Annotated in this window: 17 protein-coding genes and 1 pseudogene; 9 read left to right on the forward strand and 9 right to left on the reverse strand. The window is 56.5% G+C overall.

Features of this window, described 5'->3' with window-relative positions; genetic code table 11:
* Positions 1-66: 66 nt before the first annotated feature.
* Positions 67-951: a LysR family transcriptional regulator gene (locus tag QHL1GM_RS08500; protein ID WP_071694086.1), complete on the reverse strand. Its 885-nt coding sequence runs from the start codon at positions 949-951 to the stop codon at positions 67-69.
* A gap of 124 nt (positions 952-1075) precedes the next feature.
* Between QHL1GM_RS08500 and QHL1GM_RS08505 the strand changes: the two are divergent.
* A pseudogene (locus tag QHL1GM_RS08505) lies at positions 1076-2073 on the forward strand (zinc-binding alcohol dehydrogenase family protein).
* A gap of 37 nt (positions 2074-2110) precedes the next feature.
* On the opposite strand, the gene QHL1GM_RS08510 reads toward QHL1GM_RS08505, so the two are convergent.
* Positions 2111-2704, reverse strand: a complete 594-nt coding sequence (locus tag QHL1GM_RS08510) for a TetR/AcrR family transcriptional regulator (RefSeq protein ID WP_071694087.1) — start codon at positions 2702-2704, stop codon at positions 2111-2113.
* 236 nt (positions 2705-2940) lie between these two features.
* On the opposite strand from QHL1GM_RS08510, the gene QHL1GM_RS08515 reads away from it, so the two are divergent.
* The 4 genes from QHL1GM_RS08515 (at position 2941) to QHL1GM_RS08530 (ending at position 9463) form a co-directional block, all read left to right on the forward strand.
* A complete protein-coding gene (locus tag QHL1GM_RS08515; RefSeq protein ID WP_071694088.1) occupies positions 2941-4155 on the forward strand; it encodes an efflux RND transporter periplasmic adaptor subunit in 1215 nt (404 codons plus the stop codon).
* Positions 4152-7274 carry an efflux RND transporter permease subunit gene (locus QHL1GM_RS08520; RefSeq protein WP_071694089.1) on the forward strand — a complete coding sequence of 1041 codons (3123 nt, stop codon included), beginning with the start codon at positions 4152-4154 and terminating at the stop codon, positions 7272-7274. Before QHL1GM_RS08515 ends, QHL1GM_RS08520 begins: the two co-directional genes overlap by 4 nt.
* The gene (locus QHL1GM_RS08525; RefSeq protein WP_071694090.1) at positions 7274-8680 is read left to right on the forward strand and encodes an ATP-binding protein; all 1407 of its coding nucleotides are present in this window, start codon (positions 7274-7276) and stop codon (positions 8678-8680) included. Before QHL1GM_RS08520 ends, QHL1GM_RS08525 begins: the two co-directional genes overlap by 1 nt.
* 87 nt (positions 8681-8767) lie before the next feature.
* Complete coding sequence (locus tag QHL1GM_RS08530) at positions 8768-9463, forward strand: response regulator (protein WP_071694091.1); 696 nt, start codon at positions 8768-8770, stop codon at positions 9461-9463.
* On the opposite strand, the gene QHL1GM_RS08535 is transcribed toward QHL1GM_RS08530, so the two are convergent.
* Positions 9460-10410, reverse strand: coding sequence for an alpha/beta hydrolase (locus QHL1GM_RS08535; protein WP_071694092.1), 951 nt, complete (start codon positions 10408-10410; stop codon positions 9460-9462). The genes QHL1GM_RS08530 and QHL1GM_RS08535 overlap by 4 nt on opposite strands.
* 149 nt (positions 10411-10559) lie before the next feature.
* On the opposite strand from QHL1GM_RS08535, the gene QHL1GM_RS08540 reads away from it, so the two are divergent.
* The 3 genes from QHL1GM_RS08540 to dauA all read left to right on the forward strand — a co-directional run bounded on the left by QHL1GM_RS08540 (position 10560) and on the right by dauA (position 15121).
* Positions 10560-10979: a hypothetical protein gene (locus tag QHL1GM_RS08540; protein ID WP_071694093.1), complete on the forward strand. Its 420-nt coding sequence runs from the start codon at positions 10560-10562 to the stop codon at positions 10977-10979.
* A gap of 212 nt (positions 10980-11191) precedes the next feature.
* Positions 11192-13240: a choline BCCT transporter BetT gene (betT, locus tag QHL1GM_RS08545; protein WP_071694094.1), complete on the forward strand. Its 2049-nt coding sequence runs from the start codon at positions 11192-11194 to the stop codon at positions 13238-13240.
* A 153-nt stretch (positions 13241-13393) separates the two neighbouring features.
* Positions 13394-15121 (forward strand): C4-dicarboxylic acid transporter DauA, encoded by a 1728-nt coding sequence (gene dauA / locus QHL1GM_RS08550; protein ID WP_071694095.1) that lies wholly within the window; start codon positions 13394-13396, stop codon positions 15119-15121.
* A gap of 113 nt (positions 15122-15234) precedes the next feature.
* Here dauA and adhP read toward each other — a convergent pair whose 3' ends face one another.
* Together adhP and QHL1GM_RS08560 are read right to left on the reverse strand one after the other, a co-directional pair.
* Positions 15235-16263, reverse strand: coding sequence for an alcohol dehydrogenase AdhP (adhP, locus tag QHL1GM_RS08555; RefSeq protein WP_170938469.1), 1029 nt, complete (start codon positions 16261-16263; stop codon positions 15235-15237).
* A gap of 122 nt (positions 16264-16385) precedes the next feature.
* Positions 16386-17906 carry an aldehyde dehydrogenase family protein gene (locus QHL1GM_RS08560; protein WP_071694096.1) on the reverse strand — a complete coding sequence of 507 codons (1521 nt, stop codon included), beginning with the start codon at positions 17904-17906 and terminating at the stop codon, positions 16386-16388.
* A 115-nt stretch (positions 17907-18021) separates the two neighbouring features.
* Between QHL1GM_RS08560 and QHL1GM_RS08565 the strand changes: the two genes are divergently transcribed.
* Entirely contained in the window at positions 18022-18699 is a 678-nt protein-coding gene (locus QHL1GM_RS08565; protein WP_071694097.1) for a response regulator transcription factor, read from the forward strand.
* Positions 18700-18709: 10 nt separating this feature from the next.
* Here the strand turns inward: QHL1GM_RS08565 and QHL1GM_RS08570 are convergent, their stop codons facing one another.
* Genes QHL1GM_RS08570 through QHL1GM_RS08585 form a run of 4 tightly spaced genes read right to left on the reverse strand, consistent with a single transcriptional unit; the run spans position 18710 to position 23971 of the window.
* The gene (locus tag QHL1GM_RS08570) at positions 18710-20086 is read right to left on the reverse strand and encodes a hybrid sensor histidine kinase/response regulator (RefSeq protein WP_071694098.1); all 1377 of its coding nucleotides are present in this window, start codon (positions 20084-20086) and stop codon (positions 18710-18712) included.
* Entirely contained in the window at positions 20055-21221 is a 1167-nt protein-coding gene (nosP, locus tag QHL1GM_RS08575) for a nitric oxide-sensing protein NosP (RefSeq protein ID WP_071694099.1), read from the reverse strand. Before nosP ends, QHL1GM_RS08570 begins: the two co-directional genes overlap by 32 nt.
* Positions 21202-23484: an ATP-binding protein gene (locus QHL1GM_RS08580; RefSeq protein ID WP_071694100.1), complete on the reverse strand. Its 2283-nt coding sequence runs from the start codon at positions 23482-23484 to the stop codon at positions 21202-21204. The genes nosP and QHL1GM_RS08580 overlap by 20 nt, the downstream gene beginning before the upstream one ends.
* Entirely contained in the window at positions 23474-23971 is a 498-nt protein-coding gene (locus QHL1GM_RS08585; RefSeq protein ID WP_071694101.1) for a molybdopterin-dependent oxidoreductase, read from the reverse strand. The genes QHL1GM_RS08580 and QHL1GM_RS08585 overlap by 11 nt, the downstream gene beginning before the upstream one ends.
* Positions 23972-24132 lie beyond the last annotated feature (161 nt).

The following is a 24132-nucleotide window of genomic DNA, read 5'->3' on the forward strand; positions in this document are numbered from 1 at the left end:
CGCTGTTATAAACACCTATAACAGTGATTCGCAATACAAGTAGATGTTAAACCCTGACCTCAGTCGCTAGCGGCTGTAACCTTTTAACCGCTCGATAAGAAAGTCTTTTAACGCTATCACGGCAGGCGTCAATGAAAGGCGATGCGGGCATACAAGATAGAGCGGCGTTGGCTCACTGGGAAACTCTTCCAGCATTGCCACTAAGCGACCATTTCGAAGATCTTCTTCAACGTCTAGCCGTGATTTGTAAGCAATGCCCTCGCCGGCCATTGCCCAGCGCCGCACACACTCGGCATCGTCGCTCACCCGATTACCTTTTACGCTGATGTTGTCACTACCGAACTTCCACTGGTTATGAACACGTTCGCCAAGCACGAAACATAGACAGTTGTGCTGATGTAAATCGTCGGGGTAAACAGGACTGCCATGGCGCGTAATATAGTCCGGAGAGGCACAGACAACGCGATGGTTATCGCTTTTAAGCGGCAGTGCGACGAGGCTGGAGTCTTCCGGAACGCCGTATCGCAGGGCGATTTCTACGGGTTGGCGGAACAAGTCACTCACGCGGTCACTTACTCGCAGGCGTAAATGCAGCTGCGGGTGCTGGGTCATAAAGGTGTCCAACCAGCCCAGCAGCACATTGCGCCCCAGGTCGGAAGGCACCGCAAGACTGAGCTCTCCGGCGATCTCTTGACGCTCACGGTGAAGTTCTTTCTCGCCTTGGTTGAGAGCATTAAGCGCCGCTTTAGCGTGCACAAGATAGTGCGCGCCCGCGGTGGTTAGCCGCAAACTGCGGGTGGAGCGCACCAATAGCCGCGTGCCTAGCGCGTCTTCCAAACGTTTGATGGCCACACTGGCCACCGCTGGAGTAATCGCTAGCTCCCGCGCAGCGGCAGAAAGGCTGCCGTGCTCGGCGGCATAGATCAGCACTTTTAGATCATCGACACGCATTTCAAACCCCTGCCGCCTGCAATTTTTCAAAATTTATTAGAAACTGTTAGCAAGATTACCCCTCTTTTTAGCAAAAAAGCATCCAGGCATGATGGTGCAACCTAAACTCATGAGACTATCCATTATGAAAGCGATTGCTTTTACCCCAAGCCTGCCTATTGATCATCCTGATGCACTTCAAGAGATTGAGTTACCCACCCCAACACCAGAAGCCCACGATATTCGCGTTGCGGTGAGCGCCATTTCCGTAAACCCCGTTGACGCCAAAGTGCGCAACAGCGCCCTGCCGGAAACCGGCGAGCCGCGAGTGCTGGGTTACGATGCAGTAGGCATTGTAGATGCCGTTGGTAGCGCCGTTACGCGCTTTCAGCCGGGTGACCGGGTGTGGTACGCGGGCAATATTGCCCGTCAAGGCTCTAATGCCGAGTTTCAGTTGGTCGATGAGCGTATTGCCAGCCTAGCGCCGAAAAGCCTGTCTGATACTGAAGCTGCTGCTCTGCCTTTAACTGCCATTACAGCCTGGGAACTGCTGTTTGACCGCCTAGAGCTGGGCATGCGCGATACAAAAGGCAAAAGCCTATTGGTGATTGGCGCAGCGGGGGGAGTGGGCTCAATCCTGGTGCAACTCGCGAAACAGCTCACCGATATTACCGTCATTGGTACGGCGTCTCGGCCCGAAAGCCAAGTCTGGGTGAAGTCGCTTGGCGCCGACGCGGTGATTGATCACCACCAGCCACTTGATCAAGAACTCAAAGCGGCGGGGTTTGACGGGGTGGATATGGTGATTAGCCTTAATCAGACTGGCCATCACTTTGACGCCATTATTGAAGCCCTCAAACCCCAGGGTAAGCTTGCACTGATTGATGATCCGGAGCTGATTGATGTGCGTAAGCTCAAAATGAAAAGCCTGTCGCTGCATTGGGAGCTGATGTTTACCCGCCCGTTATTCACCACTGACGATCTCGCCAAGCAGCATGATCTGCTCACAGAGGTAGCGGCCCTAGTCGATGATGGCCGACTAAAAACCACAGTAGGTGAGGTGTTAGGCCCTACCTAAAACGCGCGCACGCACTTATCGAGAGCAATCGCACGATCGGCAAACTGGTCTTGGAAGGTTTTTAATTCTAGAAAGGCTTTAACAATATCGTCCATCGCTAGATTATGGCGATGGGCGGGCTAACACTTGCTGGAACAGAATCGTTTCGAATTGCTCCATGGGCTCGACAGATTTCAACGTCTTGGCGCGTAGAATAGCGCCTTCCCAGCCGGTAAGAATAAAACTGGCGAGCGCTTCTGGCGCCGTGTGGGTGGCAATATCTCCTCGCGCTTGGGCATCTTGCAAGCAGCGAACAAAGCGCTGCTCCCAGCGCTGAAACACCAGATTTAGCGCATCCCGGAAGGTATCACTCTGCCCCGAAAGCTCTTGACCAAGGTTGCCGATCAAACAGCCCGTGGCGTGGTCGCACTCATGCATATGCTCCCGGCCAGCCGCGAAGTAGCGTTTTAGGCGCTCAAGCGGCGGCGTGTCACTATCTTCTAGCAGCGACACCAGCGTTTCATCATAGGTGGTGGCAAAGCGCTCGATCACCGCCAGCCCGAAATCTTCTTTGCTGGAAAAGTAGTGATAAAAAGAGCCTTTAGGCACACCGCACGTTTTTAAAACGGCATTTATGCCCGTCGCATTGTAACCTTGCTGACTAATCAGCTGGGCGCCGCTATCAATTAATTTGTCGCGCGTTGCGGTATTTTTCATATGCTTAAAGTAGACCAGTCAGTCTATTGCTTTCAAGTGAGAGAAAGCCAAGTGAATGAAAGCCAATTTGTAAGGAAACCAGATTGCAATAAAAACAAGTTGCAAGAAAGCTAAGTTAAGTGGCAATTGCATGTTATTTGCACATTGTTTGACTAATGGCTGCTTAACAATGCGCGATGCTAGCATCATACGCTTATTTTTCTGGAATTTTCGCTCCCAATGGATGAAGTGCGGTAATGACTCTTTCTCGCTATTACGCTACGAAACAACAAGGCCGCATTCGCTTGGGTGCCATAGTTGCATTATTGATTCTTGTTGCCACATTGGCGCTTGCCTGGTGGATTATTACCCAACCGCCTCGTATAGAGCGTACCCCACCGCCAGAGCCCCTGCCTACTATGGTAGACGTCGTTACGGTGAACGCTAGCTCACAGGCTCCTAATCTGTACGCCTTTGGGCGCGTTGAGGCGGAGCAGGAAACAATGCTGGCCAGCCGAGTGGCGGGCCAGCTCGAGCGTTTTGCCGAGGGCGTTGTGCCCGGCCAAGTGGTCGGGCAAGACACGGCTGTGGCCTTTATTGATCAAGCCGACTTAGCGTTGACGCTTGAAGATGCCCAAGCGCAATTGGCCAATGCCCAGGCGCTGCTTGCTTTAGAGCAGGCAGAGCAGCAGCGCGCCCGCAGTGAGTACGAATCCTTTGGTCGCCAGCTTTCCGCCGAACGCCAAGCCCTGGTGTTGCGTGAACCACAGCTGCGCCAAGCGCAAGCTGAGCTCACCCAGGCACGTGTCGCGCGCGATCAGGCTGCATTAAATGTAGAGCGTGCCACTCTAAAAGCCCCCTGGCGGGCCATGGTGCAAGAGCGCTTGGTGGGGGCCGGCAGCCTGCTCAGCCAGGGTACAGAAGTAGTGCACTTGGTGGGCGTTGAACAGTTTTGGGTGCGCGCCTCGCTACCCGGTGAATGGACGGAGTGGCTGGAAGCGGGCAGCAGCGTTACGTTAACCAGCCGGGGCTGGCCCGAAGGCGCGACACGCGAAGGGACTCTCGTCTCGATGCTACCCAGCCTTGAAGAGAATGGCCTGCAGGCGCAGCTGTTGATTGCCGTTAATGACCCACTCGCCCTAGAGACCGACGGCCCTGCCCTGCGCCTGGGCGATGTCCTACGCGCCTCTTTTCAACCGGCTATTCAGGAGCAGCTTATTTCACTGCCTTCTGCGGCTCTTCGCCCAGGTGACGTAGCGTGGCGGGTAGATGAAGACAATCGCCTACGCCGGACGTCGGTCACCCTGGCTTATCGCGGGGAAGATGACGCTTTGATTCGTAGCGGCTTGGAAACCGGCCAGCAGGTCGTCACCGCGGGCTTAGCCCAACCCAGGGAAGGCCAGCTAGTGCGCATTCGTCGCCCCAACGACACCCCGGCTCAAGCAGGAGATGAACCGGGAGATGAATCATGAAGGTACCACGCGGCCCATTGGCATGGATGGTGGATCACGGGGTAGCCCCCAATTTACTGATGGTGCTGTTTATCGTTGGCGGCCTAATGGCCTCGCTAGCGATTAAAAAGGAAGTGTTTCCTGAATTCGACATCGAAGTGGTGCAAGTCACTATCAGCTACCCTGGTGCCACGCCGGAGGATGTGGAACAGAGCCTGCTGCTACCGGTAGAAGCCGCTATTGCCGATGTAGAGGGCATCGACGAGCTGACCGCCACGGCCAGCGAAGGCAGCGCCAGCGTCAACGCAACGCTGATTGATGGTGTGGATGTGATGCGCGCCTATCAGGATATCCAGCAGGCAGTGAACGCCATCACTACCCTACCCAGCGCTGCCGATCCACCGCGTTTCACCCTCGCGGGGCGCTCCCGAAGCGTGTTGAGCCTACAGGTTTACGGCCAAGTCGGTCTGGAGGCGCTGCACAACGCGGCCGAAGATGTGCGTGGTGAGCTGCAAGCCACTTCCGGCATCTCCCGTGCGGAGCTATCCGGCAACCGCGAGCGGGAGATTCAAGTCCACTTGGACGAAGAGGCCATTGAGCGCTATGGCCTCGATCACCAGGAACTGGCCAGCCGCATTGCCGAAGAAGCGCTAGATCTTGCTAGCGGCCAGCTCACAACGGAAGAAGGTGAATGGCTGATTCGCTATCAGGGGCGACGTAACAGCGCCGAGGCCTTTGCCGAACTGCCGATTCTGACCAGCACCCAGGGGGCGCCGATTACTCTGGGCGAGATCGCCAGGGTCAGCGATGGCTTTGCCGAAACCGACCGAGAGGAGTTTTATAACGGCCAGCCCGGCCTCTCTGTGGATGTTTACCAGATTGGTGACCAAACCCCGACCAGTATCTCAGAAGCGGTCAACGGTGAGCTTGAGCGCCTGCGCGCAGGGATGCCCGAAGGCGTTAGCCTGGATATTTCCCGCGATAGCTCAGAAGTTTACGAAGATCGTCTTAGCCTGCTATTGAAAAATGCCTGGATGGGCCTAGCGCTGGTATTGGTGCTCATGGCGCTGTTTTTGGAAGCTCGGTTGGCGTTCTGGGTCACCCTGGGCATCCCCACGGCGTTTCTGGGCGCGATGCTGTTTCTGCCCTGGATCGGCGTCTCGCTCAACATGATGTCAATGTTCGCCTTTATTATTGCCCTAGGGATCGTGGTAGATGACGCCATTATCGTGGGCGAGAATATCTACAGCTACCGGGAAGAGGGTTATTCGCTGCGCGATGCGGCGGTCAAAGGCGCCAGCGAAATTGCCACCCCGCTCACCTTTGCCATTCTGTCCAATATCGTTGCGTTCCTGCCGCTGCTATTTTTGCCCGGCTTTTTGGGGCTGATTTTTGCCACCGTGCCGGTCGTAGTAGTGACCGTCTTTTTAATCTCCTGGCTGGAAGCCTTGGTGATTCTGCCCGCCCACCTGGCGCATAGCCGCAAGCCCCGCCAAACCCAGGCGTGGCAACGGCCCCTTGAAGCGCTACGCCAACGCCTTCAGGGCGGCCTACACCACTTTACTTATCGCCAGTTCGAGCCGTTTTTGCAACGCGCCCTCAATCAGCGCCTGCTCAGTATTTCGCTGGGTATCGCGATTCTGTTGATCGCGCTCTCCTGGGCGATGAGTGGGCGTTTGGGCTTTTCGCTGATGCCCCGGGTCGAATCGGATCAGGTACAGGCCACGGTCACCCTGCCCATTGGCAGCAACATCAGCGTTAGCCGCGAGCTTAGCCAACAGCTGCTCGACGCCGCCGATGTTCTCAGCGAGCGTGAAGAGACGCTAAGCTTCAGCAGTTCACGCAGCCGCCTGGACGGCGAAAGTTTGGAAGTACGTTTGGATATTGCCAGCGAGAGCCTTGAAGCGTGGCCACCCTCGCGTATCGCCCGGGAGTGGCGCGAGCTAACCGGCGATTTGCTCGGCGCCCAGTCGGTGCGTTTTGAAGCCGACGTCGGCGGGCCCGGTAGTGGCGCGGCGCTAAGCCTGCGCCTTTCGCACCCGGATACTCAGGTGCTGGAAGCCGCCGCCGAACGCTTAGCGGAAACGCTGGGCGGCTATGGCCTCACCGATATCGACAGCGGCCTGGGCGACGGCAAACCGCAGTTAGAGATGCGCCTTTCGGCCGAGGGACGCGCCTTGGGACTCACGGGTAATAACCTGGCCCAAGCCCTGCGCGGGCCACTCCAGGGCGCCACCGCGCTTGAACAGTACGTAGGGCGCAGCGAAATCAGCGTTGAAGTACGCTTACCCACCGACAACCGCGACAGTTTGAACGAGCTCTACCGCATGCCGGTGCGCACACCTGACGGGCTAAGTGTGCCGCTATCGCGGGTGGCCGACATTACCATTAGCCAGGCCTCTAGCAGCCTTGAACGCATTAACGGGCGGCGAATTATTACCGTCACCGCCGACTCGGAAAGCGATCTGGCCATCAATCAAGTGCTCGCCACGCTCCAGGAAGAGGAGTTTCCCAATCTGGAAGCGACCTGGCCGGGGCTGGAAGTCAGCATGGGTGGCCGTCAGCAGGACACCGCCGACAACTTAGCCACGCTGAAAACTTCCATGTGGTTAATGATTGCCGCGCTCTATGCGTTGCTGGCTATCCCGTTTAGAAGCTACCTACAGCCACTGCTGGTGCTGGCCGCGATACCGTTTGGCATTGTGGGCGCCGTCGCTGGGCATATGATCATGGGCTTCGGGTTATCCATCATTAGCCTACTGGGGATGCTGGCGCTTTCAGGCGTGGTGATTAATGATGCCCTGGTGCTGATCGACTACGCCAACCGAAAACGCCGTGAGGGCATGGCCGCCCGGGAGGCCATTGTGGCAGCAGCCACCCGCCGCTTACGGCCGATTATGATGACCACGCTGACGACCTTTCTAGGCCTGGCGCCTATGATCTTGGAAACGTCCAGGCAGGCGCGCTTTATGATTCCCATGGCGATCTCGCTCGGCTTCGGCATGCTTTTCGCCACCGTGATACTGCTGATCCTGGTGCCCTGCCTCTATCTAGGCATGGAGAATGTTCGCGAGCGGCTCAGCGCGCCGCGCCAGCCCGCACTCGATAAAAAACCTAGCCAAGAAGAAGGAGCCCTCTGATGGCCTTGCTCACAGCCATACGTCAATGGCGGCCCTCTCGGCTGGGGCTCAAGCTGTTCGTGATCATTCTCAGCGTCAATGTTGCGATCTCAGCCAGTATGTTTCTGGCGGTCTCGTACAGCATTGATCGCGGTTTTCTCGACTACCTCAACCAGGCCCAGGAACGCCGTGCCACCCTGCTAGCTGACGGACTTATCACTCGCTGGGAGACCCAGCAGAGCTGGGAGTGGCTGGAGCAGTCACCGGAACGCTGGCCGTTTATTGTCCGCTTTGAGCTGGGTCAGGAGCACCGTGACCGCCCCTCGCCACTCGGCGAAGCGCGGGATTTCACCCTGCGCGCAGCGGATGACCGCTTTGTGGTGCCGCCTCACAGCGGGCGCGAAAACTCGGGGAGTTGGCATTGGCTGACGCTACGTAGCGGCGATATCCATATCGGCTCGTTGGGTTTTCGGCCGCCCCGGGAAATGATGGAGCGCATGGAGAGTCGCTTCCTTGAGCGCCAGCAGCGTAATCTGGTGCTTATCGTGGTATCGCTCTGCGTTGCTTCGCTGCTCTTGGCGGGCGGACTTTCCTGGTGGCTGGGACGACGCACACGGGCGCTGGCGGGCGCCACGCTTCGGCTTACCGAGGGCGACTATCGCACTCGACTGCCTGAACGCGGTCGCGATGAGCTATCGCGTCTGGCGCGCGACTTCAACGTATTGGCGGCAACCCTGGAAGCCAGCCGCGATGCCCGAGCCCGCTGGGTGTCTGATACCGCCCACGAGCTGCGCACGCCGCTGGCGGTGCTGCGCGGCGAGATCGAAGCCATGCAGGATGGCATTCGCCCGTTGAACCAGGAGAACCTTAGCTCCCTCGCACAGGAAGTAGGGCAGCTAGAGCGCTTAGTGGCAGATTTACGCTTGCTATCGCAAAGCGACGCAGGCGCGCTGGATATTCAACTGGCCCCGATGGATCTTAGCGACTGCCTTGCTAACCGCCTGACCGACGCCGACCGCTGGTTAGTCGACAGCGGTTTAACGCTGACCGAACAGATCGAGCCTGGCATTATGATTCGGGGCGATGCCCAACGTCTTCGCCAATTGTGGAATAACCTGCTGGATAACAGCTGCGCCTACACCCAACCGCCGGGCGAGCTGCATGTCACGCTCACCGCCCAGCAGGGGATGGCAGTGGTCACCTGGGAAGACAGTGCGCCTGGCGTGCCGGAAAGTGAGTTGGCGCGCTTGACCGAGCGGCTATATCGCGTGGAAGGCTCGCGCAGCCGTGCCAGCGGAGGCAGCGGTTTGGGGCTCTCCATTGCCAGCGCCCTGGTCAATGCACATGGCGCAACGCTGACACCCTCTATCTCAACGCTAGGTGGGCTACGCTGGACGCTGCGTTTTCCGCTGTTGGCTGCTGATTAATATTTTCGGGATTAATGTCTCCAGAGCTGATACTACAAGAATCGTTAAGCCATTCCTTCACGTTCACTGTTAAGCGAGTCTACTTCTATGTCTCATGCTGCCTCTTTGCTGATTGTCGAGGATGAACCTAAGATTGCCCGCCTAATGGCGGACTACTTAACCACCCACGGTTTTGAGGTAACCACCCTGGGCCACGGCGACGAAGTAATGCCGTGGCTGGAGCAGCACTCCCCTGCGCTGGTGCTGCTCGATATCATGCTACCGGGTAAAGATGGCCTCACCCTGAGTCGAGAGATTCGTCAGCACTGGCCAACCATCGCCATCATTATGGTCACCGCCAAAGTAGAAGAGGTCGACCGCTTGCTGGGGCTGGAACTAGGCGCCGACGACTATATCTGCAAGCCGTTTAGCCCCAGGGAAGTCGTCGCCCGGGTCAAGGCGGTACTACGTCGTAGCCAAGCGGCGGCCGATGCCCCAGCCGAGGTACAAAACGCAGCGGTGGTATTAAACGAAGATGGCTGGCAGGCGCTCGCCCACGGGCAGGATTTAGGCCTAACGGCGGTTGAGTTCCAGCTATTGCGGGTGATGATGCAGGCGCCGGGGCGAATTTTCAACCGCGAACAGCTAATGGATCATATGTACCGCGACAACCGCATAGTCTCGGAGCGCACCGTGGACAGCCACATCAAAAAGCTGCGCAAGAAGATCCACGAAGCGCTGCCGGAACTGGAGATCATTCGCTCGGTATATGGCGTCGGCTATAAGTACCAGCCGGAGGGTTAGGGTTTAACCTGCCGATTGAGAAACGCGATGCCCGCATCTATGGCGCCGCCACGCAGCAAGAAGCTAGTAATGTGGCCACGCCAGCGCTGCAGATACAGCTCGCTCTCGATGTTGTTGTCCTGCAGGGCTTGATAGAAGTCAGTGGCATGATCCACCGGCACCAGATGGTCCCACTTGCCGTGGAACAGGAAAAACGGTGGCGCCTGCGGGGTAATTTGCCGTGCAGGTGAAGCTAGGCGATACGCTTCGTTTTCTTCAGCGCGTGTACCGCCGATAAAGTCGACTACCAAGCGTCCATCATCAAATTTGAGTAAATCGCTGGGCAGCCCTCCAGCCAATACCGCGGCTAAGCGGCTCTGCTCACCGCCGTAGGGTTCGGCCAGCGGGCCTTCTGCTCCCGCCACCGCCAATAAACTTACTAGATGCGCGCCGGATGAGAATCCAACGCCTACAATGCGGTTTATATCCACCTGCCACTCGTCGGCATTAGCGTGAATCCAGGTCATCGCCTGCTGCAAATCATGCAGTTGGCTAGGGAAGCGATATTCAGGCGCAAAGCGGTACTCAATATTCACCGCTACGTAGCCCTGGCCCGCTAGCTGTTCAGCGATGCCCTGCATATCTTCCGGCGTACGATTGCGCCAGCCGCCGCCATGCACTACCAAGGCAGCGGGTCGCAACACACCGCTCGGCTCGTCAGGTAGATAAACGTCAGCCGTTAACGCCTGGGGCCACTCTTCGGGCGTATAGACGCTTGGCGCCAAGCGCGTAAAGGGCTGGGGTTCACGTAGCGCACTGTTTTCAATGGCGGGGGCACCTTCACTAACGTGTTGAGAAGCGCTACAGCCACTCAGCATTAAGGCAATTGCTCCCAGGCCGGTAGCGCGGCAGAGGGTGGTAAACGCGCGACGCTGTTGGCACACGGGAAGTTGCTCGGTTCGCGACATTATATTTCTCCTTGATGATTAGGTGACCCCTCACCTACCGACTACGACCTGCAACAAGCCAATATGATCATGATTGTTGCACACTATCTGCAAACGGTTTACACACCACCTAGAGATACTGTCATCGTCAACTCAACAGGAGAGAACTTATGAAAATTTCAAGTGCTAAGAAACTGTCAATTCGCCAACTGTTTGCCCCTGCCCTGCTGGCTATTGCTATTGCACCGCTAGCGCTTACCGCTCAAGCATATAGCCACGGGGACCATGAAGGCCAAGGCCCTGATCGCGAGCGTATGGAAGAGCGCATGGAGGAGCGCCGCCAAGAAATATATCAGCGCGCCGAAATCTCTGAAGAGAAGCAGGCCGAACTCAACGAAGCACACGACGAACATCGCGAGGCCATGCACGCGCTGCGTGAAGAACACCATGAGCGAGTAGCTGAGATTCTCACCGAAGAAGAGCAGGAAGCGCTACGCAGCGCCATGCAAGAAGCTCATAAAGAGTATCGTGGTAAGCACGGCAAACGCGGTCACCACGGTGACAATGAAGACAGCGCCGATAGTGAATAAGCGTTAAATACTTTTTAAACGTTAATTTTAATGCCCGGCTTGCCGGGCTTTTTTGCGTCTCTCTTTGCGTTTTTCTCACCGCTCGCTCCACGCTCATTCAACTCACTAAAGGGAGGTTAACTTGAAGGGGGACGCGTAATCGCGTATTTTATTTGAACGTTCATTCAAAATAAAATCTTGTCTTTATCTTTCAACAACAGGAGTCCGCCTGCATGGCGAAGGACAACCCCATCCTCCCCTCCCGCGACCGCCTCAATCCCGTGGTTTTCCACGGCAGTGTGGCGGGTATCGTTATCTTTCTTGTGCTCACCATGCTGTTCACCGAACAGGCAGGCGCTTTTTTTGATGCGGGGCTCGCCTGGGTAAGCAAAACCTTTGGCTGGTATTACATGCTGGCCATTGTTGCCTATTTAGTATTCGTGATCGCTATTGGCATGTCACGCTTTGGCAGCATCCGCCTGGGCCCCGATCACTCACGCCCCGAGTTTTCGCTACTCTCCTGGTCGGCCATGCTGTTTGCCGCGGGTATCGGTATCGATCTGCTGTTCTTTAGCGTTGCCGAGCCGGTAGCTCACTATTTGGCACCGCCGGATTTAACCCCGGAAAGCCAGGAAGCGATGCGTAACGCCGTCGTTCAAACCTATCTGCACTGGGGGCTCTCTGGCTGGGGGCTGTACGTGTTGATGGGTATGGCGCTGGCCTACTTCAGCTACCGTCACCGTTTACCGCTGGCGATTCGCAGTGCGCTCTATCCAATCCTCGGTAAGCGTATCCACGGCCCCATTGGTAACGCGGTGGACATTACCGCGGTGATCTCTACCGTGTTCGGCATTGCCACCAGCCTGGGTATTGGGGTGATGCAGCTCAACTATGGCCTCACCTATATGTTTGGTGTGCCGGAAACCCTCACCGTACAGGTGATCTTGATTGTGCTGGTGGTCGTATTAGCAACGATTTCAGTGGTGACCGGCGTTGAGAAAGGTATTCGCCGCCTCTCAGAGTTCAACATGCTGCTGGCATTGGCGCTGATGCTGTTTGTACTCTTTTCAGGCGACACCCTGGTACTGCTGGATAAAGTGGTCAATAACGCCGGCGACTACTTCTCTGGCTTTGTCGGTGCCAGCTTTGACACCTACGCCTTTGCCGATGAAGGCGCACAAGAGTGGAAGATGTGGTGGACGATCTTCTTCTGGGGCTGGTGGATTGCCTGGACCCCGTTCGTCGGTCTGTTCCTGGCGCGTATCTCCCGTGGACGTACCATTCGTGAGTTTGTCGCCGGTGCCTTGTTTATTCCGCTGGCCTTTATGATGGTGTGGATGTCGGTATTCGGTAACAGCGGTATTGAATTGGTCGCTAATCAAGGCGTTGCCGAGCTGGGTGAACAGGCGCTCAACACCCCGCAAACCACGCTTTACACGCTGCTTGAGTACTACCCTTACGTTGGCCTTACCGCGGCAGTCGTCACCGTGCTGGGTATCGTGTTCTTTATTACCTCTGCGGATTCCGGTGCGCTGGTACTGGCTAACTTCACGTCTATTTTGAGCGACGTGAACCATGATGCGCCGGTGAAGCTGCGTATTTTCTGGTCAGCCATGATCGGTTTAATCACCATTGCTCTGCTGATGGCCGGTGGCTTAAATGCACTGCAGAGTGCAGTGGTCATCACTGCACTGCCCTTCTCGCTGGTTATTTTCGCGGTCATGGTAGGCATGTATAAAGCACTGAAAATGGAAGGCAGTAAGGCAGATGCACGCCGCATGATTGCCGGTAGTGCCCCCGGTGGCGACTGGAAGGAGCGTTTGGATCGCGCCCTGGACACTTCTAACCGTGCAGGTGCCGCTGCTACGATTGAGCACTCTATTCGCCCGGCGATGACCCAGTTCGCCCAGGAGCTTGAAAGCCGAGGCCAAACCGCCAATGTGACCGAAGAGCACATTGAGGGCGAGTCGCTACCTAACCTGATGCTCCAGGTCGACTTCGGCGAAGCCACCAGCTTTGTCTATCAGGTGTGCCCGCACCGCATGCGAACGCCAAGTTTCATCCCGGCTGATGATGACTTTTACGTGCGTTTGGACGTCTATCTGGCGGAAGGTGGACAAGATAAGGATCTTAACGGCTATACCCGTGGTCAGGTGATTGGTGATTTGGTAGCCGAGTATGAACGCCATCTACACTTCCTCACCTTGGCCGGTCAACAGATGGGCCATGTGCAGGCAATGCCTGGCACTATCGGCGAACCGCCGGAAGATTCCCAAATGTAACGCCGTTAGCGTTTAACCCAAAAGACGAATCCCGGCCTGCGCGCCGGGATTTTTTATACTCGAACGTCCCACGCGACTAACGCCTTGTTGTGCAAATTTCAGCGCAGGCGTAGCGTAATGGCTTGTTTTCCCTATTTTTAGGAGGCTGGCCCCATGTCCCGTGACCATCGATCTTCGGGATACGTCTTCCCGATGCCTGGCAGCGCGTTAGTCCATGCCTGGCGTGAAGGGTATACGCTGGCCAAATTAAAGCGCGATGTGATGGCCGGACTGACGATTGGCGTGGTGGCAGTACCGCTTTCCATGGCGCTGGCAATCGCCACCGGCGTGCCGCCCCAGCATGGGCTTTACACTGCCATCGTAGCGGGTGCGGTGATCGCCTTAACCGGCGGCTCACGGTTTAATATCTCTGGCCCTACCGCCGCCTTTGTGGTCATTCTTTTTCCTATTGTGGCCAATCACGGTCTGGGTGGGCTGCTGATTGCTACCTTTATGGCAGGCGCTATTTTGGTCGCGCTGGGGCTTTCGCGGCTGGGCAGCCTGATTCAGTACGTGCCCTACCCGGTCATTCTCGGCTTTACAGCGGGCATTGGCGTGGTGATTGCGCTGCTGCAACTACCTGACTTTTTTGGCTTGGCCGGCGTGGAGCTAGGCGATAGCACGCTGCATAACCTAATGCTGATTGGCCAAGCGCTGCCAAGCCTTTCACCAGCAGAGGTTAGCGTGGGCCTTGTCACCTTGGCGGCGCTATTAGTCTGGCCACTTTTAAACACCCCGATTCCTGCCCCACTAGTTGGCCTGGCGGTGGGCACCTTGGCTGCCGCGCTGCTGCTGTTGGGTGGTGTTGAGGTCGACACCATTGCCTCGCGGTTTAGCTGGGAGTTCGAGGGTGAAATTGGCAACGGTATTCCGCCTTTTGCACCTAGCTTTACCCCGCCATGGCATTTTCCTGGCGCGGATGGCAGACCGCTTGAGATCAACTTTGCGCTGATTCAGGCGCTGCTCGGCCCGGCACTGGCGATTGCACTGCTGGCTGCGATTGAATCGCTGCTCTGCGCCGTTGTCGCGGACGGCTTAACCCGCACCCGCCATGATCCCAACGCCGAACTGATTGGCCAAGGGCTCGGTAATCTTGTGGTGCCCTTCTTTGGTGGCATTACAGCTACGGCGGCCCTTGCCCGCACCGCGACCAATATCAAAAGCGGGGCTTTCTCACCTGTCGCCGCCTTAGTGCACTCGTTAGTGGTGCTGCTGGCCGTCGTCGCACTGGCGGGCGTACTCGGGTATGTACCTATGGCTGCGTTGGCCGCGCTGCTGTTTATTATTGCCTGGAACATGAGTGAAGCACGTCACTTTATGCATACGCTTAAAAGCGCCCCCGCCAGCGATGTTTGGGTGCTGGTGATCTGCTTCGCACTCACGGTTGTGTTCGACATGGTGATCGCCGTGGCTGTGGGTATTGGCCTGGCCGCCGCGCTGTTTATTCGTCGTATGGCGCAGTTGACTCATACCCAACGCTTAGCCGCACCCGACAGCGGCGAACACTTCCCGCCGGAAGTGGCACTTTATAAAATCAGTGGCCCGCTGTTTTTTGGCGCCGCAGAAAAGGCCATTGCCACACTCAGAGTGATTGATCACAGCGTACGGATTGTCGTCCTGGATATGCGCGATGTTCCCAGCCTGGATACCACCGCCATGGTGGCGCTGGATGCGCTGCGCCGCGAACTGGGCGAGCAAGACGTCGGGGTGATGTTTGTGGGGCTACCGCCGCGCATGGCACTGAAAATTAAACGTGCGGGTATTCGTCGCGAAGTGGGTAAATTAGCCGTGATTAACAACCTTGCCCACGCCGAGCGTATGGCGCGCCGTTGGCTGAACTGACTTGACGAGCTGAATAGAGTGAGGCGAGGATTAAATTGCGGCTGTGCAGTGACAACTTCGACATTAAAAAGGGGGAGTTTTGTCCCCCTGGCGCGACACCCACTGGCTGGCTGTTAGCTAGCCATATCCAACACGATGCGGCCTTCGATTTTTCCGTCGATCATGCGCTGGAAAACGTCGTTGATATTATCCAGCGTATCGGTCGCTACCGTAGCCTTAACCTTACCTTCGGCAGCGAAATCCAGCGCTTCCTGCAGGTCACTGCGCGTGCCAACGATAGAGCCACGTATGGTAATACCGTTGAGCACTGTGCTAAAGATTGGCAGCGGGAAGTCGCCGGGTGGTAGGCCATTAAGCACCAGTGTGCCGCCACGGCGTAGCATATTCTGCGCTTGATCAAACGCCTTCGGCGACACTGCTGTCACCAAGGCACCGTGAGCGCCACCAATGGTTTTCTTCAAGTAGGCCGCTGGGTCGGTTTTCATGGCGTTAACGGTTACCGTTGCGCCTAAACGCTCGGCCAGGGCTAGCTTGCCGTCGTCGATATCGACTGCGGCAACGTTAAGTCCCATGGCTTTTGCGTACTGCACCGCCATATGGCCCAGGCCACCTATGCCCGAAATCACCACCCACTGGCCGGGACGGGTATCGGTCATTTTTAAGCCTTTATAAACCGTTACCCCTGCACAAAGCACCGGGGCTATTTCTATAAAATCAACGGCATCCGGCAAGCGCCCGACATAGCCTGCATCAGCTAAGGTGTAATCCGCGAACCCGCCGTTAACGCTGTAGCCGGTATTCTGCTGGGATTCGCACAGCGTCTCCCAACCGCCTAAACAGTGCTCGCAGTAGCCGCAGGCCGAGTAAAGCCAGGGCACACCAATACGATCACCCTCTTTCACATGGGAGACACCTTCACCCACCGCCACGATATGGCCAACGCCTTCGTGCCCAGGAATAAACGGCGGCGAGGGTTTTACCGGCCAATCGCCGTGGGCAGCGTGTAAATCGGTATGACAAACCCCAGAGGCCGCCACTTTCATCAATACTTCTCCCTGCTTAGGGCGAGGTACGTCGACTTCTTCTATAACCAACGGCTGGCCAAACTCACGAACGACCGCCGCGCGCATTGTGCTATCCATGATGCAACTCCTAATAGTTTTCGATACGGCCATTTAAGAACGGCTCTTATCGGTAGAGTCAGCGTCAGGGGGACTGACAATACCGCCCGGCTGTTGCCGGGCGGTGTAGCTAGCAAAGCAGGTTAAAAGAAGCCCAGCGGATTGATGTCGTAGCTGACCAGCAGGTTTTTGGTTTGCTGGTAGTGTTCAAGGGCGACTTTGTGGGTTTCGCGGCCAACGCCGGACTTCTTGTAGCCACCAAACGCGGCGTGGGCGGGATACTGGTGGTAGCAGTTGGTCCATACGCGCCCGGCTTGGATGCCACGGCCCATGCGGAAGGCGACGTTGATATCGCGGCTCCACACGCCTGCGCCCAAACCAAACTCGGTGTCGTTGGCAATCGCCAGGGCTTCCTCTTCGTCTTTGAACGTAGTGACTGCCACGACCGGGCCAAAGATTTCTTCCTGGAAGACACGCATCTGGTTGGTACCCTTCAGCAGCGTGGGCTGAATGTAGTAACCATCGTTGATGCTGTCGTCCATGGTCTCTTTATTGCCGCCGGTGAGGAATTCCGCACCTTCGTCGCGAGCAATATCCATGTACGACATGATCTTATCGAACTGCTCTTGGGAAGCCTGGGCACCCACCTGAACATCGGTATCCAGCGGATTGCCGCGTTTGATGGTTTGGGTTCGCTCGATCACCTTGGCCATAAACTCGTCGTACATGCTCTCTTGAATCAGCGCGCGAGAGGGACAGGTACACACTTCGCCCTGGTTAAAGAACGCCAGCACCAAGCCTTCTACCGCTTTATCAATAAACGTCGGTTCGGCGTTCATGATGTCGGCAAAGTAGATGTTGGGGGATTTACCGCCAAGCTCTACGGTGGAGGGGATAATATTTTCCGCCGCGCACTTAAGAATATGCGAGCCCACGGGAGTGGAACCGGTAAAGGCGATTTTGGCGATGCGCTTGCTGCTCGCCAACGCTTGCCCTGCCTCGGCACCAAAGCCGTTGACGATATTGAGTACCCCAGGTGGCAGCAGATCACCAATCACTTCCATTACTTTCAAAATCGACGCGGGGGTTTGTTCCGCAGGCTTCAAGACCACGCAGTTACCCGCCGCTAGTGCAGGCGCCAGCTTCCAGGTGGCCATTAGAATTGGGAAGTTCCAGGGGATAATCTGCCCTACCACGCCCAATGGCTCGTGGAAGTGGTAGGAGACGGTGTTAGCATCGATATCCGCCGCGGTGCCTTCTTGCGAACGCAGACAGCCCGCGAAGTAGCGGAAGTGGTCAACGGCCAGCGGGAGATCCGCATTGAGGGTTTCGCGCACGGCTTTGCCGTTATCCCAGGTTTCCGCGACGGCAAGCATTTCCAAATTTTGCTCAATGCGGTCGGCAATTTTCAGCAAAATATTGCTGCGCTCTTGAACTGAGGTTTTACCCCAGGCAGGTGCCGCTTTGTGGGCCGCGTCCAGCGCTTTATCGATATCTTCTGCCGTCGAGCGGGGGATTTCGCAAAACACATGCCCATTGACGGGGCTAATATTGTCGAAGTACTGGCCTTTCACCGGGGCAACAAATTCGCCGCCGATATAGTTGCCATAGCGTTTTTCAAATGACACCAAAGAGCCGGTATCACCAGGGTTGGCGTAGATCATTGTAGTGCTCCTGAGTATTATGATTATTTAGGTGCATTGACAGTGTTGTTCACTAAAGCAAATGGCGATATAGCCCGATGGCAGGATTAGCCCTCATCCCTTGGTAGGAGACGCCATGTATTCCCTGATGGTGGCGGATGACCATCCGCTGTTCCGCGACGCACTACAAACCGTGATTAGCGGGGGCTTGGCAGGCAGCCAGCTATTGGAAGCGGAAAGCCTCGCAGAGGCGATAACGCTGATTGAAGCGCACACACAGTTAGATCTACTGCTGTTGGATTTGAGCCTGCCGGATGCAGAGGGATTAGAAGGGCTGACAACACTGCGGGAGGCATTTCCCTGGTTGCCGGTGGCAATTGTCTCTGCGCATCAAGAACGTCAGCTGGTACTCGATGCCATTACCCTCGGCGCGGTGGGCTATATTCCCAAATCCACGCCTCGGGAAACGCTGCTGGCCGCGTTAACGCAGATTCTTGAAGGCCAGCTTTACTTGCCGCCCGATGTCATGCGTCGCCCTGCACCGCGCGCTTCTTCACCGCTGCCAACGACCAGCACTTCATCAACCAGCGAGCGATTGGCGCGTTTAACCGATAAGCAATTAGAGGTGTTGGCTTGCATGACAACAGGCATGTCGAACAAGCATATTGCCCGGGAGTTGTTGATTGCCGAAACCACCGTTAAGACCCATGTTTCGGCGATTTTGCGCAAACTGAATGCCACTAGCCGAGTTCACGCCATTGTTATCGCCGGCGAAGAGGATCTGAGTTTTTACCGGGCCAACCGCAATCGTTAGTCGGCACGCGTTAGGCTTTATTGAGCAGTGTGGCTAGCAGCATGCGCAGCCTCAGGGGCTTGAGCGGTTTTAGTAAACAGTGCATACCCGCTTCACGGGTAGCCCGCTTAATCTCCGCCTCGTGATTGGCAGTAATCACCACCGCTGCCAAGCCTGGATAACGGCGCTGCAATCGCGCGGCCAGATCAATACCGGTTTCGCGGTGATCGCCCAAGTGATAATCCACCAATAGCACCCCAGGGCGCTCACCGTCGCTGGCGGCCTCCAACGCACTCACCGTGGCGGCGGCGCGCACTCGACAACCCCAGCTGCCCAGCAGCGCCTGCATGCCTTCTATAATCGCCAGGTCATCATCAATCACCCAAATGACACAGCCGCTTAACGGATCCTCTGCAACGTCAGGCAGCGGAGTGAAACGAGTGCTCGTCACTGCGGGGGCCGCGGCCGTTGCGTAGGGCACGGTGATCGAAAAAAGCGCACCCACGCCAGGGCGAGAGGAGAGCGAGATCGGCTGTCCCAGCATGGCGCTGATCCGGTCAACGATGGCTAACCCCAACCCCAAGCCGCGGCTGTGGGCGCTGCTTGACTGGTTAGCGCGGCGAAACTCCAGAAAGATCGCCTCCCGCTGCTGCTCGGGAATACCAGGGCCGGTATCGCCCACTATAATTTCCAGACCATTCTGCCGCCGCCGACAGCCCAGCAGTACTCGCCCTTGCTCGGTGTAGCGCACCGCGTTGCTTAAAAAGTTGCGGATCACTCGCGCCAGCAGCGCCAGATCCGATTCGACCTCCGCACTGGAAGGCACGTAGTGCAGTGCCAGCCCCCGCACCCCGGCCACTTGGCGGTACTCTTCGGCTAGCACATCCAATAGCGTACTCACCGCGAACGGCGCTTTATCGGCGTGGAGTACGCCAGCGTCCAATCGCGAGATATCCACTAGTGTTCCTATCAAGCCTTCGACATCCTTTAGCGAGCGACCAATGTGGCTTACTAGCATTTGCGAGTTTTCAGGCAGCGAGTGGGTTTCTAACGCGCTGGCAAACAGCCGGGCGGCATTGAGCGGCTGGAGTAGGTCGTGGCTGACCGCCGCCAGGAATTTCGTTTTGGATAGGTTGGCCGCTTCGGCTTCGGCTTTCGCGGCGAGTAAGCGCGTATTGACTTGGCTTAGTTCGTCGAGGGTACGGTGTAGCGCGTCGGTGCGCTCTCGCACCTGTTCAGCAAGTAACACAGAGCGCTCAAACGCCGCATAAGGAGCGGGATCAATGCCACCCCCCGTTTCCACCCGCTCCATGAGCGCTTGGCACACTTTACGCAGGCGACGGTTCTCTTCCCGCAGCGCCGCAACATCCGCTGCGTCAGTGTTTGTGGTTAGCTGGAAGAGATCCAAACGCCACCCCCGTAAACGTTTGATTCACATGCATGCCGTGATGCTGTTCGCCGTAGGTATTGAACCCCACCACGCCTGCTTGGCGCAGGAGCTGCGACGCCTGATCTAACTGTTGTAACGCCTCGAGTTCCATGCGGCGCAGAAAACAGTCGCAGCCAATAATCATACTAGGCGCCTCCAGCCTTCCGTTCACGCCAGCAAGCATCACTTTGAGATCATCCAGTAGCGGTGTTGGCTGCATGGCGGTTAGCACAATGCCGTTTTCCACCGCGCAGTAAAAGCTCAGGCTACTGTCGCTATTAACACGCTGAATAGAGCGCACATAGTGCTGCCCGCCGATGCGTACGGCTAATGGATGACGGGCAAAAATGCCAGCGTTGAGCTGCGCAGGGGCAACGCCTACCAGCTCGGCATACACCTGGGCGGCGGGCAAACCATTGAGTTCAATCACCCGCCTCTGCTCGCGGTCCGCCTCGGTCACCACAAGTTTGTGGGCCAATGGCATTAAGTGGTGGGTTGAAAACACTTCAAAAGGCAGCCGGGTGTTGATCATCACCACCACCGCCGCACGGGTATGAAAGCGCCCAGCGGCATACACATGGGTATGGCTAAGGTGATTATCGTCGCCCGCCGAGCCGCCAAAACTGGGGATGCGCCCTAGCGCGGCATCCAAGGTGGCGAGCACCTGCTCTTCACGGCTGGAGAGGCCATCCAATAAGGTCAGCGCAAAGCTGTGCTCGTTGATCGGCGCGATGGCTTGTTGGCGGCAACGCTCCAATAGCGTATCGACCAGCGGCTGAGCGCTGGCCAGTTCAAAATGATCCAGGTCGTCGATCAGCGCCGTTTCAATGGCAAACAGGCGGCGATCAAACCCAATCGCCACAATAGAGCCGCGGTCGTAGCCTTCAGGGGTTATTTCCCCCGCCGTAGTACAGCCACTTAGCGGCGTGGTGGGGAAGCTGCTTTCCAACGCGTCCGCTAGTGCGGCTAAATCATACTCCGCGCTGCAGAAGAACAGCACGAAACCCAAGTGTTCGTGCTGTAACACGTCGGCTAACTCCGCCGCCGCCCGGCAAGTATTAGTCTGCTGACTGGCCGCAGTGAGAATACCCTGCTCAACCTGGTAAGTGTTCACGGCTCCACCTCTCCAGCGCGGAATGCGTATGCGCCGCCGCAAGCCTTAACGTGCCGAACGCTTCATCAAGCTGATTGGATGTGGCGCGTTGCGTTTCAGCTAATATCTCAAGCTGCTTCGCCAATTCGGCAAGCCGTTCGGCCCCCATACTCAATGATTCGCCGCGCAGTTGATGGGCAAGCCGCACGACCTGCTGTGTCTGCTCTGACGTTAAGGGGGTAGCGGCCAAACAAGCAGCCAATTGAGCGGAGTAATCGCTTACCTGCTGATGGTATAGCATGATCAGTTGCGTCATGCTCGCCTCCCCTAGCGTCGTTTTCAGCATGCTAAGGGTGTCGCTGTTAAGCAGTGATTGCTCCTCGGTGAACGGGGGAGAGACCGCTAACGCCTGTGCCTGTAAAGGGGGCGAGTCTGAGGTCGCAGAAAGCTGCGGTGCCATGTGCTGGGCCAAAACGTTAGTTAACGCCGAGAGCGACAGCGGTTTGGTAATGTAATCATCCATACCCGCCGCCAGGCAGCGTTGACGGTCATCTTCAGCGCCACCAGCCGTCATGGCAACAATCGGCACACTGGCCAGCCACCCGCCCTGTTCGCGCAAACGCTGGGTGACCGTCAGGCCATCCATATCGGGCAACTGAATATCCATAAAGATCAGATGCACCTGTTGGGATTGGGCCATGGCGAGGGCATCATGGCCGTTCTCGGCCCAGATGACATCGCAACCCAAGCGCGCCAGTAAGCCCCTCGCGACTTTGCGATTAACGGCATTATCCTCCACCAGCAGCAGCGTTGTGCCGGTAAAATCGCGTTTGGGGGATGACGGCAGCGGTCTGGTTACAGGGTCAGCCACGACCAAGGGCAACTCGCACCAGAAGGTGCTGCCTTGGCCTAATTGGCTTTTTACCCCTAACCGCCCCTGCATGGCTTCGCTTAACCGTTTGCAAATTGCCAGCCCTAGTCCCGTGCCACCAAACCGACGCGCCACCGACGCATCGGCCTGCTGAAAAGGCTCAAATAGACGCTGCTGCTGCTGTTCGCTTAGACCACAGCCCGTATCACTGACCTCAAACAGTAACTGCTCCACCGTTGAAGAGACCCGTACACTGACATCACCGTGATCGGTGAATTTAATCGCATTGGCAATAAGGTTAAGCAGAATTTGCCGCAGCCGGCCTGCATCGACAAGCACCCAGTTAGGCACCAGTGCGTCGACATTAACCGATAGCGTCAACCCTTTCATTTTTGCTCGGGGCGCAAATAGCACGACCACACTATCGACCAGCGGCTTGAGTTCCGTGGGCGATGTTTCAAGGGTTAAGTGCCCTGCTTCGATTTTTGAGAAGTCGAGGATTTCATTGATCATCGCCAGCAATTGGTTGGCACTGTCGTGGATCGTATGAGCGTAATCTTCTACCTGAGCGGGGCTTGCGGATTCGCGCAGCAGCTCACTCATGCCGATAACACCGTTCAGGGGCGTGCGAATTTCATGGCTGACCATGGCTAAAAAGTCTGACTTTGCCTGATTCGCCGCCTGAGCTTGTTTGGCGGTGACTTCCAGCTGTCGGCCAAGCTGCTCCTGATTCCGCCTTATCGCCGCGCTCTCGCGCATTTCACGCACCAAAAAAGCAATCACCAGAAAAGCCGCTAAGCTCATACCCACAATCAGGGTCATGAGCAGCTTGTAGAGCAAGCTGAGCTGGGCACGCTCTTCCGTCGCCGATTCGGCTAAGTAGCCGTTAATAGCAATAACCAAACGTTCCGTTAGCCGCGTTAGTGCCTGTAGTTCGTCTTCGAGCGCTGCTATCGGCAGTTGATCAAGCACACCGTTGAGCTCGAGTTCATCGTAGGGAGTGAACATAGTATCCAGCAGATCAAGCTGGTGCTGAATTTGGCCCAGTAGCTCCCGAGCGGTATCGATCTGCTGCAGCAAGTTGCTGACTTCGCCGTCGTTAAGCAGCGTTATACGGCTATACAGTAGCTCAAAGCGAAGATTCAGCTCGTCGTGTGCGCTAGGTGATAACGGCTCACGGGTCACTGCCAGCAAATGGTTGAGTAGCTGTACCGCATCGCGATCCAGCTTATAGACAACCCAGGCGGTATCTTCCCGCAGGCTTTGAGTGAGATTTTCCTGCCGCCAGGCGGCCAAGGTGGCAACGACCAGCGCCGCAGCAAACAGTAACACCGCAACAATGGCAACGAGCTTAAAACGACGAGGATAACGCAGTAGGCTTGAGGCCTGCGCACTAGGAGCGCTAGAGAACATTAATATGCATAACCTGCCATACCGCTCTAAAGCGTATTTTCTCGCTTAACAGCGTTTCATCTTGATCAAAGGGGTAGAGCACCCACAAAGGGCCATATTCGCGAATTGGGATCGCTTCACCATCCTTTGCCATGGCTAAAATGACATCGTGATCGTTAAAGTCACTGACCGGAATTTCGGCTTCGTAGCCATTCAGCGCGGAGACGTGAACTGCATCATATTCTGGGCTTAATAGCGCCAGCAAATCACGCATTAGAGGGCCACTATAATGGCTGCTACCTTCTGTCCACGGCGTACTGGTCTCAAACTCATGCTGCGGTAAAGCCGCTAGCATGGCCCGGTCAAATTGAGCGTCACTCCCAACATTCGTATGGTCAATGTTACCGCTGACGGTCAAAATAACGGGCCCATTAGGCACATTAAGGTCATCGGCTGATTCAGCAAGCCCCGCCAGGGGTGTGCTGAACATCAACACGACCCACCCCATTAACAACGCTTTCACAGTAAACACCTCACGCAAGATCACTCGCTGGCTACAGCACACAGGAGCAAAAAAAGAAGACAGCGTAAAGGTTACGCCATCTCCTTGAGCAGGTCAGGGCAAATACTGTTTTTTTCGTCACTGAAGCGTTATTAACTGTTCACACT

Source organism: Halomonas sp. QHL1 (genome assembly GCF_001882345.1).
In the GTDB taxonomy this organism is placed as follows: domain Bacteria; phylum Pseudomonadota; class Gammaproteobacteria; order Pseudomonadales; family Halomonadaceae; genus Vreelandella.

What these genes read in the sequence shown, in the direction of transcription:
- QHL1GM_RS08530 (WP_071694091.1), top strand. Translation starts at nt 8,768, where the DNA reads ATGTCTCATGCTGCCTCTTTGCTGATTGTCGAGGATGAACCTAAGATT.
- QHL1GM_RS08520 (WP_071694089.1), top strand. Translation starts at nt 4,152, where the DNA reads ATGAAGGTACCACGCGGCCCATTGGCATGGATGGTGGATCACGGGGTA.
- QHL1GM_RS08585 (WP_071694101.1), bottom strand. Translation starts at nt 23,971, where the DNA reads ATGGGGTGGGTCGTGTTGATGTTCAGCACACCCCTGGCGGGGCTTGCT.
- QHL1GM_RS08525 (WP_071694090.1), top strand. Translation starts at nt 7,274, where the DNA reads ATGGCCTTGCTCACAGCCATACGTCAATGGCGGCCCTCTCGGCTGGGG.
- QHL1GM_RS08565 (WP_071694097.1), top strand. Translation starts at nt 18,022, where the DNA reads ATGTATTCCCTGATGGTGGCGGATGACCATCCGCTGTTCCGCGACGCA.
- QHL1GM_RS08500 (WP_071694086.1), bottom strand. Translation starts at nt 951, where the DNA reads ATGCGTGTCGATGATCTAAAAGTGCTGATCTATGCCGCCGAGCACGGC.
- adhP (WP_170938469.1), bottom strand. Translation starts at nt 16,263, where the DNA reads ATGGATAGCACAATGCGCGCGGCGGTCGTTCGTGAGTTTGGCCAGCCG.
- QHL1GM_RS08580 (WP_071694100.1), bottom strand. Translation starts at nt 23,484, where the DNA reads ATGTTCTCTAGCGCTCCTAGTGCGCAGGCCTCAAGCCTACTGCGTTAT.
- QHL1GM_RS08515 (WP_071694088.1), top strand. Translation starts at nt 2,941, where the DNA reads ATGACTCTTTCTCGCTATTACGCTACGAAACAACAAGGCCGCATTCGC.
- QHL1GM_RS08560 (WP_071694096.1), bottom strand. Translation starts at nt 17,906, where the DNA reads ATGATCTACGCCAACCCTGGTGATACCGGCTCTTTGGTGTCATTTGAA.
- QHL1GM_RS08535 (WP_071694092.1), bottom strand. Translation starts at nt 10,410, where the DNA reads ATGTCGCGAACCGAGCAACTTCCCGTGTGCCAACAGCGTCGCGCGTTT.
- dauA (WP_071694095.1), top strand. Translation starts at nt 13,394, where the DNA reads ATGTCCCGTGACCATCGATCTTCGGGATACGTCTTCCCGATGCCTGGC.
- QHL1GM_RS08510 (WP_071694087.1), bottom strand. Translation starts at nt 2,704, where the DNA reads ATGAAAAATACCGCAACGCGCGACAAATTAATTGATAGCGGCGCCCAG.
- betT (WP_071694094.1), top strand. Translation starts at nt 11,192, where the DNA reads ATGGCGAAGGACAACCCCATCCTCCCCTCCCGCGACCGCCTCAATCCC.
- QHL1GM_RS08540 (WP_071694093.1), top strand. Translation starts at nt 10,560, where the DNA reads ATGAAAATTTCAAGTGCTAAGAAACTGTCAATTCGCCAACTGTTTGCC.